The 15,075-nt window shown below is 70.3% G+C and carries 10 protein-coding genes; 4 read left to right on the forward strand and 6 right to left on the reverse strand.

From position 1 onward, the window contains the following. Nucleotides 1–32 precede the first annotated feature (32 nt). Complete coding sequence (locus OG798_RS28210; RefSeq protein WP_095853604.1) at nt 33–758, reverse strand: alpha/beta fold hydrolase; 726 nt, start codon at nt 756–758, stop codon at nt 33–35. Nucleotides 759–927: 169 nt separating this feature from the next. Between OG798_RS28210 and OG798_RS28215 the strand changes: the two genes are divergently transcribed. The 3 genes from OG798_RS28215 to OG798_RS28225 all read left to right on the forward strand — a co-directional run bounded on the left by OG798_RS28215 (nt 928) and on the right by OG798_RS28225 (nt 4,049). Further along, nucleotides 928–1,761, forward strand: coding sequence for a helix-turn-helix domain-containing protein (locus tag OG798_RS28215; protein WP_121415570.1), 834 nt, complete (start codon nt 928–930; stop codon nt 1,759–1,761). Nucleotides 1,762–1,899: 138 nt separating this feature from the next. After that, on the forward strand, nt 1,900–2,568 hold the full coding sequence (locus OG798_RS28220; RefSeq protein ID WP_328757878.1) for a hypothetical protein: 669 nt from the start codon (nt 1,900–1,902) through the stop codon (nt 2,566–2,568). Between the two features lie 134 nt (nt 2,569–2,702). Next, a complete protein-coding gene (locus OG798_RS28225; RefSeq protein ID WP_328757879.1) occupies nt 2,703–4,049 on the forward strand; it encodes a pectate lyase family protein in 1,347 nt (448 codons plus the stop codon). Nucleotides 4,050–4,131: 82 nt separating this feature from the next. Here OG798_RS28225 and OG798_RS28230 read toward each other — a convergent pair whose 3' ends face one another. From OG798_RS28230 to OG798_RS28245, 4 genes are all read right to left on the reverse strand, one after another. Continuing rightward, nucleotides 4,132–7,269, reverse strand: coding sequence for an FG-GAP repeat domain-containing protein (locus OG798_RS28230; RefSeq protein ID WP_328757880.1), 3,138 nt, complete (start codon nt 7,267–7,269; stop codon nt 4,132–4,134). Nucleotides 7,270–7,386: 117 nt separating this feature from the next. Beyond that, complete coding sequence (locus OG798_RS28235; protein WP_121415567.1) at nt 7,387–7,863, reverse strand: hypothetical protein; 477 nt, start codon at nt 7,861–7,863, stop codon at nt 7,387–7,389. Between the two features lie 128 nt (nt 7,864–7,991). Beyond that, nucleotides 7,992–9,728: a methionine--tRNA ligase gene (gene metG, locus OG798_RS28240; RefSeq protein WP_097225321.1), complete on the reverse strand. Its 1,737-nt coding sequence runs from the start codon at nt 9,726–9,728 to the stop codon at nt 7,992–7,994. Nucleotides 9,729–9,908: 180 nt separating this feature from the next. Next, nucleotides 9,909–11,642, reverse strand: coding sequence for a VWA domain-containing protein (locus OG798_RS28245; RefSeq protein ID WP_328757881.1), 1,734 nt, complete (start codon nt 11,640–11,642; stop codon nt 9,909–9,911). A gap of 242 nt (nt 11,643–11,884) precedes the next feature. Here OG798_RS28245 and OG798_RS28250 point away from each other — a divergent pair, with 242 nt between their 5' ends. Next, complete coding sequence (locus tag OG798_RS28250; protein ID WP_267062364.1) at nt 11,885–13,969, forward strand: PhoX family protein; 2,085 nt, start codon at nt 11,885–11,887, stop codon at nt 13,967–13,969. A gap of 30 nt (nt 13,970–13,999) precedes the next feature. Here OG798_RS28250 and OG798_RS28255 read toward each other — a convergent pair whose 3' ends face one another. Further along, complete coding sequence (locus tag OG798_RS28255) at nt 14,000–14,941, reverse strand: LysR family transcriptional regulator (protein WP_267062365.1); 942 nt, start codon at nt 14,939–14,941, stop codon at nt 14,000–14,002. Nucleotides 14,942–15,075 lie beyond the last annotated feature (134 nt).

Raw genomic sequence — 15,075 nt, forward strand, 5'->3', positions numbered from 1 at the left:
GCCCGTTGGGCCGTCGGCGCGGGAGGAGCGGGTCAGCCGAGCTTGAGCAGCAGTTCGGTGAGTTCGACCGGCATGGTGACCATGCAGTCGTGGCCGGTCGCCAGTTCCCACACCTGCGCCGGGGTGCCGTTGGGCTGTGTCGCGGGGACGGGCCGCCGGGCGAAGCCCTCCGGCTTGCCCACCGTGCAGTGGATGTGCGTCCGCGGGATCGTGTTCACGGCCGGGTTGTCCAGCCGGACCGGTTGTTGGAGGCAGCGCACCGGCTGATCGGACAGCATCGTGCGCAGCCAGGCGACATCCGCCGGGTCGGTGACCCCGAACAGACCCGAGGGCGGCGGCATCTCGGGCAGCGGCGGGACCCGCCAGCCGCTGTCGGACCGCACGGCGAGGTCGATCAGGGACTGGGTGACGGGGAGGACGTCGGCCGCGCTCTCGCCGTCCTCGGGGACCATCGCGTCGAGGTAGACCAACCGCGCGATCCGGTCCGGGACCCGGTTGGCCACGGACGAGATGACCAGCCCGGCGTAACTGTGTCCCACGAGGACCACCTCGGTGAGGTCTTCCTCGACGATCAGATCGACGACGTCGTCGACGTGTGTGTCGAGCCCTACCTCGGGGCCGAGCAGATGCGACTTGTCGCCGTAGCCGGTCAGGGACGGCGCGCTCACCCGATGCCCGGCCGACGCCAGCAACGGGACCACCCGCTCCCAGCACTCTCCGCTGTGCCAGGCACCGTGTACCAGCAGATACGTTGACATGGTTTCGCTCCTTGCGCGCCGTCGATACCGGCGGTGAGGTCGATGGCGGTGTGGTCGGGCTCGGTCGTGTTGAAGGCTGCCGCCGGGGTTTCGACCGAGCCAGGGCCCCCGCGATCCTGGGGGTGACAGGACCAGGCACGCGCGCGACGGCCCGAATTACAGTGGAGAGATGACCGACGCACCCAACCTGTTGGGCGCATACGTGCGCGCCCGCCGTGAGCTCGTCACTCCCGAACAGGTCGGTATCCCCGTTTCGGGGGTACGGCGGGTGCCGGGTCTGCGCAGGGAAGAGGTCGCGATGCTCGCCGGTATCAGCGCCGACTACTACCTGCGCCTGGAGCAGGGCCGCGACCGCAACCCCTCCGTGCAGGTCCTCGAGTCCCTCGCCCGCGTGCTGCGCCTGGACGACGCCGCGACGGCGTATCTGCTGCGCCTCGGCGCCGACAAACCCCGACGGCACCGACGCCGACGCCGGAGGGAGACCGTTCCCGCGGGCATCGCCAAGCTCGTCGCCACGCTCCCGCTGCCCGCACTGGTCGAGGGCCGCTACTTCGACGTCCTCGCCGCCAACGCCCTGGCGACCGCCGTGTCACCGCGCCTCGTGGCGGGAGCCAACCGGCTGCGGGCCCTGTTCCTCGACCCTGCCGAGCAGGCCCTCCACCCGGACTGGGAGAGCGCGGCCGGGGGCATGGTCGCCGGCTTCCGCGAGTCCGTGGGCACGGACACCGACGATCCGAGATGCATCGAGCTCGTCGGCGAACTCTGCCTCGCCAGCCCGCGCTTCAGCCGGCTCTGGGCCCGCCACGACGTGGAGGCGTGCGAAGGCGCACCCAAGCACATCGACCACCCCCAGGTCGGCGACCTGCGACTGAACCGGGAGCGGCTCGGCATCGACGGAACGGCAGGCCAGACGCTCGTCATCTACCACCCGGACCCCGGCACCGACAGCGCCGAAAAGCTCCTGCTCCTCGCCTCCACCCTGCAGACACCGGCCGTCTCCTGAACGACGTCCCGCGAGGGAGGTTCACCGTCGACGCACAGGCGGTTCGGCGGGGGTGCACAGTGGCTGGGCGTGTGATGGGGGGAGGCGGGTGAGGTCACCTCGCGCCGTACCGGGACACCGCAAGCGCCGGAGGAAGCCATGGGAGTCGTGCTGGTCGCAGTGTTGCTGATCGTCGGAGCGGTGGCCGCGGTCGCCTACCAGCGACGGCTGTCGCAGCCGTACGGCGCGGTGTCCGACCTGGACGCGGAGGCGGAGGCCCACCGGTGGGTGGAGCGGCTCGGCGGGAGCCTGTCCACGCTCGACGCGCGGGGCAACGCGGCGGCGGCGCAGGCGCTGACCGACGCCGCCGAGCGCCACCGGGCCGCGCAGGGGCAGTTGGTCACGGCGCGCTCCGGCGCGCAGTACGCGATGGCCTCGCGGACCGCCCTGGAGGGCCTGCACTACCTCCGCGCCGCCCGTACCTCGCTCGGCCTCGACCTCCCCGACCTGGGTACGGGCGCGATCACCGCCCGGAACGGCCGCGTCACGGTCGACGGCCGGACCTACGCGGCCTCGCCCCGCCCCGGTGACGCGACGCCGTACTACTACCCCGGCGGGGTCGTCAGCGGCCGGCAGATGCCGGGCGGTTGGTACAGCGCCCCCTGGTGGAAGACGGCCCTCGTCGCCGGCGCGGCCGGAGTCGGCGGGGTGATCCTGGCCGACGCCCTCCTCGACGGCCTCCGCCGCCCGCACGGGGGCGGCCCGATGGCCGGACCCGATGGATTCGGCGGGCTGGGAGGTGTGGGGGACTTCGCCGGGCGCTTCTGAAGGTCGGGCTTCAGGTCTCTGAACAAAGATCGGCAACCTTTCCGGTCTCCGCGGCCACTGATGAGTCAGAAGCACCGTTCGGCGGGGCTTCGCGCACCACAACACGTGCTCCACAACCACGTAAGGACTCATCCGTGGCATCCCCCTCGCACCGCAGGTCCCTCCGCAAGCGTCGCGTCGTCATCGTTTCCGCCGCCGCCGTCACGGCCGCGGGCCTCGGCGCCGTCGCGTTCGTGATGAACGCGAACGCGGGTACGGTCGACCTCGCGCACCAGGTGCTGCCCGCCAAGGACGGCTGGGCGGCATCCGGATCCGGGACGACCGGCGGCTCGCAGGCCGACTCCTCGCACGTCTACACCGTCAGCACCCGCGCCCAGCTCGTGAAGGCACTGGGCAAGGCCGACAACTCCACGCCGAAGATCATTCAGGTCAAGGGCGTCATCGACGCCAACACCGACGACTCGGGCAAGAAGCTGACCTGCGCCGACTACTCCGCCGGTACGGGGTATGCGCTGGCCGCCTATCTGAAGGCCTACGACCCGGCCACGTACGGCACCTCCAAGCTGCCCTCCGGCACGCAGGAGAAGGCCCGCGACGCCGCGCAGCAGAAGCAGGCGAAGAACATCGTCTTCAAGGTGCCCGCCAACACCACCATCGTGGGCGTGCCGGGCACCAAGGCCGGGATCACCGGTGGCAGTCTGCAGGTGCAGAGCGTCGACAACGTCATCATCCGTAATCTGACCTTCTCCGCCACCGAGGACTGCTTCCCGCAGTGGGACCCGACCGACGGCGACAGCGGCAACTGGAACTCCGCGTACGACGCCGTCACCCTGCGCGGGGCGACGCACGTGTGGGCCGACCACAACACCTTCACCGACGCGTCGCACTTCGACAGCGCCAACCCGAAGTACTACGGCCGCGAGTACCAGATCCACGACGGTGACCTCGACATCACCAAGGGCTCGGACCTGGTGACCGTCGAGCGCAACCAGTTCACCAACCACGACAAGACGATGCTGATCGGCAGCAGCGACACCGACAGCGTCGGCAAGCTGCGCGTCTCCATCCACCACAACGTGTGGAAGGGGATCGTTCAGAGGGCTCCCCTGACCCGGATCGGGCAGGTGCACATCTACAACAACTACTTCGACACCACGACCGTCAACGGGTACGCGCCCCTCTACAGCATCAACTCCCGTGCCAAGGCCCAGGTCGTCGCCGAGGACAACTACTGGAAGGTCCCGACGGGCGGGAAGATCTCCAAGCTGCTCAGCGGCGACGGGACCGGCTCGATCGCCGGCGGCGGCAACCTCGTCAACGGCACCTCGACCGACCTCGTCGCCGCGTACAACGCCGCGAACTCGAAGAAGCTGAAGACGACGGTGAACTGGACGCCGACCCTGAACGCCGGGATCCAGTCCTCCGCGAAGAACCTGCCCACCGAGCTGGCCACCACCACCGGTGCGGTTCTGACCGACTAGGTCGGGTAGGTCGGTTAGGCCGGGATACGGAAACGGCGCCCGGGGCTTGAAAGCCCCGGGCGCCCGGCCCGACTTCGAAGGCTCAGGACAGGGACTTGTAGCCGCCCCAGCCCGTGCCGATCTGCGTACGGCCGCCGAAGGAACCGGCGCCGTTCCCGTTCAGGCGCCAGAGCTTTCCGGCGGTGTCGCGGGCCACGAGGTCGGCCTTGCCGTCGCGGTTCAAGTCGCCGATGCCGACGACCGTGTCGTACGTGGAGCCCCAGTTGGTGAACAGCTTCACCCGGGCAGCGAAGGTGCCGTTGCCCTTACCGGTGTACCGGTAGAGGGTGTTGGACTTGTCCTGGGCGAGCAGGTCGCCGATGCCGTCGCCGTTGAGGTCGCCGACGCCGACGATCTTCTTGTAGCCCTTCCAGTTGTCGTAGAGCTTCACCCGGGAGGACAGCTTCCCGGTGCTCGTGCCCTTGTGGAGGTAGACCGCGCCGGTGGAGGAGTTGCGGGTGATCAGGTCCGGACGGCCGTCACCGCTCATGTCGCCGGGCGAGGTGAGGATGTCGTACTGCGTCCAGCCGCTCGTCGCGAGCGTGGTGTACGACGTCGACGGCTTGAGCGCGCTGCTGCAGCCCGGCTTGTAGAGGCGCAGCGCCCCGCTGCTGTAGCGGACGAGGACGTCGTTGCAGCGGTCGCCGCTGAGGTCGCCGAACGGGACCGCCTTGATGGAGGTGGCCCAGCCGGTGCCGGTCGTCTTCTCGGAGAACGTGCCGTTGCCCGTGCCGTGTTGGTAGGTCAGCCCGCCGGAGGAGTTGAGGGTGAGGAGATCGCCGACGCCGTCCGGTTCGCCCTCGATGCTGTTGAAGTCGTGGCGTACCGCCGCGCCGCCGAACACTATTCCCGTGCCGGTGGTCACCGTGGCCGCCGTCGCGCTGCCGAGGCCGGTCGCCTTGAGGGTCCACTTGAAGGGGCCGTTGGGGAAGTAGGTCCCGTTCGTCGCCTTTGCGTTCCAGGTCGCCGACAGCCGGGCCGTGGCGGCGCCGCCGGTGAGGTTGCGGCCCGCCCTGCCGGTCTCGCCGCTCTGGACCGAGGTGAAGGTCAGGGACCAGGAGGTGACGGGGCGGGACAGCAGCCAGTAGCCGTTCCACGTCTTGGAGTCGGTGTCCGGGGCCTTGGACCAGATGAGGTCGTCGACCGTGCCCTCGTAGACGGTCGTGGCCGACGGGGCCACCCCGGTCGTCGCGACATGCGTCCGCTCGTACGTGTCGAACCAGGCGACCAGGCCCGTGTACTCGTCCACCGTCCACCGGTGGCGGCGGTCGGTGACCAGGCCGGAGTCCGGGAGCTGGGAGGCGATGACACGGGTGGCGCCGGTAGCCGCGTCGGTCAGGACGAGTTCGTCCCTCGTGTGGTCGTGGCGGACGGTGAATCCGTCGCCGAGCAGGACGTCACCGGGGGTCACGGGCACGGACGTACCGGCCTTGGTGTCGTACACACCCGCCGAGTCCCCGCAGGACCAGTACACCCAGCGGCCCGCCGCCTGGAGCTCGGTCGGGACGCAGCCCGCGCCCGCGACGGTGACCGTGGAGAGGGTCTTCTGCTCGGTCAGGCCGTACGAGGTGAGCTTGCCTGCGGTGGAGGTGGCGCTCCAGAGGGTGGAGCCGTTCAGTGCCGCGGCCCGGATCGTACGCTTCAGCTGCTGCCCGTAGCCGAACCGGCCGACGTACTGCATGGGCGTGGTGCCGCCGGAGTCGTAGACCGCGTAGCCGTCCGAGACGTCGACGATCCTGCCGCCCTGGGTCCCGAACTCCAGCGTGTAGTTCGACGTGGCGTCTCCGATGGCGACCAGTTTGTCCGCGTTCGGGAGGCCGGTGCCGCCTTCGTCGACGTCGTCGAACGTCGTGAGGTAGACGTCCTCGGGCCTGTTCCCGCGGTTGCCCCACATCGCGGAGCAGGTGGTGCCGGCGTACGGGCACGCGGGTCGGACCGAGTCGCCCGCCGTGGCGGCGGAGGCCGTCAGGCCGGCGGCGCCGTCCATGGTGAGGGTCCGGATCGACGTGGTGTCGAGGGTGGAGGAGGGGTTCTCCTCGGCCACGCGCAGACTGCCCCGGCTGAGCGCGAGCCCCGTCTTGGCGTTCTCCGCCGCCGGGATCTCCCGCACCTTCGTCAGCTCCGGGGAGCCGTCGGCGGCCTGGCCGACGCGCTGCACCCACCAGTCGGCGGCGCCGGTGCCGCCGGTGACGAGGGCGTCGTCGCCGGACGCGTGGATCGCGTACGCGCCGGAGGCTCCCAGCAGGGTCCGCGAGGAGCCGTCGGCGAGTGAGACCGCCGTGATCGCCGTGCCGGTGTTCGTGTCCGTGGGCAGCAGCAGCCAGTCGCCGACCAGGACCGGATCGCCGTCGAGGGCGCCGAAGTTCGGCAGGTCGACGACCTGTTCCTCGGCGGCGGCCGGGTCGGTGCGGGACTTGAGGTGGAGGTCGCCGGTGCCGGGCTCGTACCAGCCGATGCGGTCCGCGCTCTGTACGTACGACGAGTTGGCGGTGACGTCGCCGAAGGCCCGGGTGCCGACGGCCGAGTCGACGTCGACGTAGTACAGGGCGGTGCCGCTCTCGACCAGTACGCCGGCGGAGTCGGCGGCCACGACCGCCTGGTCCTGGACGGTCAACCAGGCGCCGGTCACGAAGCGTTCGCGTCGCTCGCCGGCCACGGAGTCGATCAGGGTGCGGCCGGTGACCACGGTGTCACCGGCCAGCGCCCGGTAGTAGTAGTCCGAGGTGACCGTCGACGTCTTGTGCGTCGCCGGGTCCCAGAGGGTGACGGACTTGCTGGTCAGGGACGTCGGCAGGGCGACCAGGTCGCCGTCCGAGCCGTACCAGGCCGTCCGGCACTGCGAGCCGAGGTGGGTGCAGCCCGTGCCGGGCGTGTAGACGCCGTTCGCGTTCTCGACGGCGACGGTGGAGCCGTCGTCGTAGTCCGTCCACAGCAGTCCGTCGACCCCGCTCTGCCGGTGCAGGAAGCCGGTGGAGCCCGCGGTGAGCGGCCGGTCGACGCGCGGGGTGTCCGTGCTCGGGTCGGCGAGCGCGATCTCCTTGGTGCCCGCGCCCGCCACGGGCGCCGCCTGGGCGGTCGCGCCGCCCGGCCCCTGCGCGAGCACGGTGATCGCCGTGGCCGTGACGGCGAGTGTGGAGACGGCAGCGGCAAGACCGCCCCGTCTCAGGGCGTGTCTGCCCACGTGAGTTTCCCTCCCCGCGAGGGTCCCCACCCCCGCCAAGTGGCCGGATGCTACCAGCGGGTTTGGCTTTTGTTAAAGAAAAGGCAAAGGAGGGGAAGGGCGGGGGCGCCGCGCGGCTCAGGTGTCGTACTGGCCGTCCCACGGCTCGGCGAACGCGAGGCGGTCCGGGTAGAGCTCGGCCCAGGCCTCCTCCTCGTCCTCCCTGATCACCAGGCCGAACAGGACGCCGTCGACGGTGCGTTGGAAGGGGCGGATCGCGATGTCCGTGTAGGAGCGGCGGGGCAGGCTCCGCAGGAGTTTCGCCAGATGGGCCCTGGCCCGGGAGAGCACCGAGTCCGGTCCGTCCGGCGCCAGTTGCTGTTCGGCCCAGGTGCCCGCGCACCAGATCTCCGACTCGCGGTAGCGGCCTGCGGCGTCGAAGGTGTGCAGCACCGTGTAGAGGCGTTTGTGCTGTTCCCAGCCATCGTCGGGACGGTAGCCCTCGGGGAAGGCGTAGGTGATCGACGCCAGGAACTGGCCGTCCGCGTAGCGACCGATGCTCTCGGTGCGGGACTTCGGCTCGTAGGCGATCGGGATGACCGGAGGGACTGCCATGGCGAAACCATACGGGTGGTCAAGAGCATGTCACCAGCGGGGTCGGTTTCCGGCCGAGGAGTGAGACACAGGACGGGAAAAGAGGGGCCCGGCACCTCTTCGGTGCCGGGCCCCTCGCTACGCCGTCACTACTCCGGTGCGCCGCCGAAGCGCTCCTTGTACGACTCCAGGTCCTCGTCCGTGATCTTGGCGAACAGGACCGGGGGAACCGTGAAGGGGGTGCCCGCGGGAACGGAGGACAGGGACCTCGCCTCGTCCGCCGACACCCACACCGCCGTGTCGTCCGTCAGCGCGAACGCCGAGCGCATCGCGCGGGAGGACGCGGGGATGAAGGGCTCCGAGACCACCGAGTAGAGGTGGATCAGGTTCATCGCCGTGCGCAGGGTCAGGGCCGCGCCGTCGGGGTCGGTCTTGATCTCCAGCCAGGGGGCCTTCTCCTCCAGGTAGGAGTTGCCCGCCGACCACAGGGCGCGCAGCGCCGCCGCGGCCTTGCGGAACTGGAGGGCCTCCATCTGGGTCTCGTATTCGGCCAGCAGGCCCGCGATCTCCTCGCCGAGCTTCGCCTCAGCCGCGCCCGCCTCGGCGCCCGCCGGGACCTCCTCGCCGAAGCGCTTCTTGGAGAAGGACAGGACGCGGTTGACGAAGTTGCCGAGGGTGTCGGCCAGGTCCTTGTTCACCGTGGCGGTGAAGTGCTCCCAGGTGAAGGACGAGTCGTCCGACTCGGGGGCGTTGGCGATCAGGAAGTAGCGCCAGTAGTCCGCGGGCAGGATGTCCAGCGCGTGGTCGGTGAAGACACCGCGCTTCTGGGACGTGGAGAACTTCCCGCCGTAGTACGTCAGCCAGTTGAAGGCCTTGACGTAGTCGACCTTCTTCCACGGCTCGCGCACGCCCAGCTCGGTGGCCGGGAACATGACGGTGTGGAAGGGGACGTTGTCCTTGGCCATGAACTCCGTGTAGCGGACCGGGTTCTCGCCGGTGTCCGCCTCGTACCACCAGGACTTCCAGTCGCGGTTCTCCGAGTCTGTGTCTCGCGCGGCGTCTGCCCACTCCTTCGTCGCCCCGATGTACTCGATCGGCGCGTCGAACCAGACGTAGAAGACCTTGCCCTCCGCCGCCAGCTCCGGCCAGGTGTCGGCCGGGACCGGGACGCCCCAGTCCAGGTCACGGGTGATCGCCCGGTCGTGCAGGCCCTCCGTCAGCCACTTGCGGGCGATGGAGGAGGCGAGCTGCGGCCACTCGTGCTCGTGGCGCGCCACCCACTCCGAGACCTCGCTCTGGAGCTTCGACTGGAGGAGGAAGAGGTGCTTGGTCTCGCGGACCTCCAGGTCCGTCGAGCCGGAGATCGCGCTGCGCGGGTTGATCAGGTCGGTCGGGTCCAGGACGCGGGTGCAGTTCTCGCACTGGTCGCCGCGGGCCTTGTCGTAGCCGCAGTGGGGGCAGGTGCCCTCCACATAGCGGTCCGGGAGGAAGCGGCCGTCCGCCGGGGAGTACACCTGGCGGATCGCGCGCTCCTCGATGAAGCCGTTCTCGTTCAGGCGGCGCGCGAAGTGCTGGGTGATCTCGCGGTTCTGCGGGCTGGAGCTGCGGCCGAAGTAGTCGAAGGCCAGCTCGAAGCCGTCGTACACCGCCTTCTGCGCGTCGTGCGCCTGTGCGCAGAACTCGTCGACCGGCAGACCCTGCTCCTTGGCCGCCAGCTCGGCCGGGGTGCCGTGCTCGTCCGTCGCGCAGATGTAGAGGACGTCGTGGCCGCGCTGGCGGAGGTACCGGGAGTACACGTCCGCCGGGAGCATGGACCCCACCATGTTGCCCAGGTGCTTGATCCCGTTGATGTACGGAAGGGCGCTGGTGATGAGGTGTCGAGCCATCGCGGCTGCTCCCAAGTCGTTACGTGTCGTTACGTGGGGTGACGATCGTCGGTGCTGGTCGTACCGTCGGTCGTCTTGCGAACCTTGAAATCGTAGCCGACATGGGTGGGCCGCCCGTTTCCCTTTTCAAGGGGTGGGAAACGGGCGGCCTCGGATTGTTCTCGTTGGGCCTACGGAGTGCTACGGGCGCCAGTTCTCCAGTACGCCCTCGTAGACCTCCGCGTCGGTCAGCTCACGCGGGGTCGGGCCCGCGTGGAAGAAGGCCGTGTTGTCGGTCTTCAGCTTGCGGAGGTAGTCGAAGGCCTTGTTGTCCTGCTCGCCGAACGCGACGAACGAGAAGAACACGGTGGGGTGGTCCTTCGCCGCGTCCGTGAGGGACTGGGTGGCGGGGGTCTTGGCGTCCGGGGCGCCGTCCGTCTGGAAGATCACCAGGGCCGGGTCGGTGGTGCCGGACTTCTGGTGGTGCGTGACGACTTCTTCCACCGCGATGTGGTAGCTCGTACGGCCCATGCGGCCGAGGCCGGCGTGGAGGTCGTCGATCTTGTTCTCGTGCTCGGAGAGGGTGAGCTCGCCGGTGCCGTCCAGTTCGGTGGAGAAGAAGACGACCTGGACCTTGGCCTCGGGGTCGAGGTGGGCGGCGAGGGCGAGGGCCTGCTCGCCGAGGGCCTGGGCGGAGCCGTCCTTGTAGTACGGGCGCATGGACGCGGAGCGGTCGAGGACGAGGTAGACCTTGGCCCGGGTGCCGGTGAGGTCCCTCTTCGCGAGGGCCGTTCCTGCTTCCTGGTAGGCGGTGGCGAGGTCGGGGGCGTGGGTCTTCACGTGGGTGAGGGGGGTGGCGGGGGTGTCGGTGCCGGTCGTTCCGGCCTCGGCTTCGCCTTCGGCCGGGTCTTCTTCCCCGCCCGCACCACCCGTGACGCTCTCGTCGTCGGGTGCGGGTGGCCCCGCCGGGGGCTGATCGCCGTCGGCGGCGACCGGCTCGTTCGCCGGGGCTGCCACCGGTTCGGTGACCGGTTCCGTGGTCGGTTCGGTGACCGGTTCCGCGGTCGGTTCGGTGGGGATTTCCTCGGCGGTGACCGGGGCGGGGGTTTCCTCGGCGGCCGGCTCCGAGGGCTCCTCCGCGGCGGGCTCGGGAGCCTCTTCGGCCACGGGCTCGGAGGCCTCCGCGGCGACCGGTTCCGGGGTCTCCTCGGCGGCGGGCGCGGGGGCTTCTTCGATGACGGGTTCCGGCTCGGGCTCGGAGACCTCCTCGGCCACGGGCTCGGGAGCCTCTTCGGCCGTGGGCTCGGGCTCCGGGGCGGACACCTCGGGAGTTTCGGCGACCGGCTCCGATTCGACCACGGGCTCCGGCTCGGGCGCGGGCGCCTCGACCACGGCCTCAGCCTCGACCGCGGCCTCAGCCTCGACCTCTGCCTCAGCTTCGGCCGGAGCCTCGACCTCGACCTCAGTCTCGGCCACCGGCTCGGCCTCAGGCTCCGCCGCGACCTCGGTCTCGACCTCGGCGGCGCTCACCGGCTCGGGATCCGGAGCCGGAGACGGAATCGAAGCGGAAGCAGAAGCGGGAGCGGGAGCGGGAGCGGAATCGGCAGTCGGAGTCGGCTCCGTCTCGGCCTCCTCCGTCGCCTCCGTCGCCTTCGTCTCCTCGGTCGCCTTCTCCTCCAGTACCGGCTCCGCCGGCTTGGGGACCGTGACGTTGTCGAAGGCCGCCGACACCAGCTCGTCCACCACGGACGGCTCCGACGAAGGTGCGGGGATCTTCGGCTCGGCCTCCTGAGCAGGAGCCGGTGCGGGCTCCGGCTCGGTGGCAGGGGCCGGGACCGTGGGGGCCGTAGCCTCCGTCGGCGAGGTCTCCGCGTCGGCGTCACGCCCCTGGCGTGAGCGGCCGAACGCGTTCCGCAGGAGAGTGAGAATGCCCATGTGCGCAACCCTTCGCATGAGTTGAAGCCGTCAATCCCTGGCCAGGACGGACACGTAAGGTTAGCGGCCGTCTTCGGCGATCTTGGGCAGGGTCGGGTACCGACAGGTAGCGGTGTCAAGAGCGTTATCAAGACCCCTGTGAGAGCGGGAGGTTCACACTCTGTTCACCCGGCCGCAGGGTGCTTGCACCCGCACCCCCCTAGCGTCACGCTCACACCAAGGGTTCGTATGGGGAGAGTAAAGTGCGCAGACTGCTGCCGTTGATCGGAACGCCCGGTTCGCATCCCGGTGGGCGATCCGCCCTGACCTGTCGGTTCCGCTGTGGTGACGCATGCTTCCACGAGGTGCCCAACACCAGCGACAACGCGTACGTCGGTGATGTCATCGCCGGTGCGATCGGTCGCCGTTCGATGATGCGGGCCGCGGCCGTCGTCACGGTCGCCACGGCGACGGGTGCGGCGGTCGTCGGCACCGGCGCCCAGGACGCGCGGGCCGCTCAGGCGGTGGAAGGGGGCGCCGCGGCCCGTACCGGACACACGGTCGACAAGGCCGCGCGCGGGCTCCGGTTCAGCCCCGTCGCGCCGAACACCGCCGACGCCGTCACCGTCCCCGGTGGATATGGCCAGAATGTCGTCATCCGTTGGGGTGAGCCCATCCTGCGCGGTGCTCCCGCCTTCGACCCGGAGCACCAGACCGCCACGGCCCAGGCCGGCCAGTTCGGTTACAACAACGACTTCCTCGCTCTCCTCCCGCTGCCCGGTGAGCGCGGTCGGCAGCTGCTCGTGGCGAACCACGAGTACACCGACGAGGTGCTGATGTTCCGCGGCTACGACCCCGCGAACCCCACCCGTGAGCAGGTCGAGGTGGCGTGGGCGGCCCACGGTCTGTCCGCCGTCGTGGTCGAGGAGGACCGCAGGACCGGTCGGCTCACCGCCGTCACCCGGCACGCCCTCAACCGTCGTGTCACCGCCACCACCGAGTTCCGGCTCACCGGCCCCGCCGCCGGGTCCGACCTGCTCAAGACCTCCGCGGACCCGACCGGCCGCAAGGTGCTCGGCACGCTCAACAACTGCTCCGGCGGCACCACCCCCTGGGGCACCACGCTGCACGGCGAGGAGAACTTCAACCAGTACTTCGCCAACGCGAGCCGTGACACCGACAAGCGGTACGGGCTCGGTACGGGCGCGACCGAGCGCAAGTGGGAGCGGTTCGACAAGCGGTTCGACGTGGCGCAGGAGCCCAACGAGTCGCACCGCTTCGGATACGTCGTCGAGTTCGACCCGTACGACCCTTCCTCGAGGCCCCGCAAGCACACCGCGCTGGGCCGCTTCAAGCACGAGGCGGCGACCGTGCGGCTGACGGACGACGGGCGGCCCGTCGTCTACACCGGCGACGACGAGCGTTTCGACTACTTCTACAAGTTCGTCGGCAGCAAGCGGATGCGGCACGGTTCCTCGCGCTCCGTCCGGGAGCACAACCTCTCCCTCCTCGACGAGGGGACGCTCTACGTGGCCCGGCTGACCGGCGACTCCCCGGCCGCCGAGATCGACGGGAGCGGGAAGCTTCCGGCCGACGGGGAGTTCGACGGCAGTGGTGAGTGGATTCCGCTGGTCACCGCGACCGCCCGCGGGGCCGTCTCGCACGTGGACGGGATGACGGTCGAGGAGGTCCTCGTCTTCACGCGGCTCGCCGGTGACAAGGTCGGCGCCACCAAGATGGACCGGCCCGAGGACATCCAGCCCTCCCCGCACACCGGGAAGGTCTATGTCGTTCTGACCAACAACACCAACCGTGGCAAGGCCGGGTCCGCGGGCGCCGACGAGGCCAATCCGCGCAACGCCAACAAGCACGGGCACATCCTGGAGCTCACCGAGCGCCGGGGCCGCGCCGAGGCGACCACCTTCGGCTGGTCGCTGTTCCTCGTCGCGGGCGACCCCGCCGACCCCGCGACCTACTTCGCGGGCTTCCCGAAGGACAGGGTCAGCCCGATCTCCTGCCCGGACAACGTGGCCTTCGACCCGCACGGCAACCTGTGGATCTCCACGGACGGCAACCAGCTCGGCTCGCACGACGGCCTGCTGGGCGTGGCGACGAAGGGCGAGCGGCGCGGTGAGCTGAAGCAGTTCCTGACGGTGCCGACCGGCGCGGAGACCTGCGGGCCGATCATCCAGGACCGGCGGGTGCTCGTCGCGGTCCAGCACCCGGGCGAGATCGACGGCGCGTCGGTGGAGAAGCCGGCGAGCAACTGGCCCGACGGACCCGGGAAGATCGTGCGCCCGGCGGTCGTCTCGGTGTGGCGCACGGACGGCTGCGACATCGGGGTCTGAAGCCGCGGTCGCGAACGTCGCGTACGGGTTCTAGGGGAGGGCTGGGACGGGGTTGTCCACGCCGCTGCGTTCCAGCCACTCCCGGTAGGCCGGGGACTGCTGTGCCGTCTCCCGGTACGCCTCCGCCAGGTCCGGATAGACGCCGTCCAGCTCGGTCTCGGTGCGGGCCGCGAGCAGCAGGCGTACGCCGAGGGGGTCGCCGTACAGTCTGCGGACGACCGACTCGGGGCCGGACTGGCGGGTCGGCTGGCAGACGGTGATGACCTCACCGGTCGCCACCAGGGACGCCGTCGTGTGGTAATCGCCGTGCAGGACACGGGGGTTGATCCCGGCCGAGCGCAGCATCCGGTGCACCGCGTCCCACTCGCCGTCGACCGTCGGATCGATCATCCAGCGGTCCTCGGCCAGGTCGGAGAGGTGTACGACGGAGCGTGCGGCGGCCGGGTGGTCGTTCGGCAGGGACACGAACTGGGGCTCGCGCTCGACCAGGACGCGCAGCCGCAGCCCGCTGGGGATGCGCAGCGGGCAGCCCTCGACCTCGTGCACGAAAGCCACGTCGAGCCGGCCCTCGGCGACCAGGTTGAGCAGGGCGTTCGCGGACACGTCCATCTGGAGGACCGGCTCCTGGCGGCGTTCGCGCAGTCGGCGCAGCCAGCCCGCGAGGGCACGGCTCGCGGTGGAGCCGATGCGCAGTTGGGGGTCGTCCGCGGCGGCGGCGCGGGCCTCCGCGACCAGGGACCGCATTTCGGCCACCAGCGGGCGGGCCCGGCCGAGCACGACCCGGCCGAGCGGGGTGGGCCGGCAGCCGGTACGTTCGCGGGTGAACAGCTTCCCGCCCAGCTCCTGTTCGATCCGCCGCAGCTGGGTGCTCAACGAGGGCTGGGCAACGCCGAGCAGGCGCGCGGCGCGGTGCAGGCTGCCGGTGTCGGCGATGGCGCACAGCGCGCGGAGATGCCGGACCTCAAGCTCCATGCCGTCGGAGCCTAAGTCGGAAGCGTGGGTTGCACCAGACGTATAAATCCCTTGCAAGGCAGGCGAGTTGGGCGCTCCGGGACGGTGCGGGCAGCTCGTCCCGATAGGGCTGTCCTATCGCCGATTGCCATCAT

This window comes from Streptomyces sp. NBC_00271, assembly GCF_036178845.1.
Classification (GTDB): Bacteria; Actinomycetota; Actinomycetes; order Streptomycetales; family Streptomycetaceae; genus Streptomyces.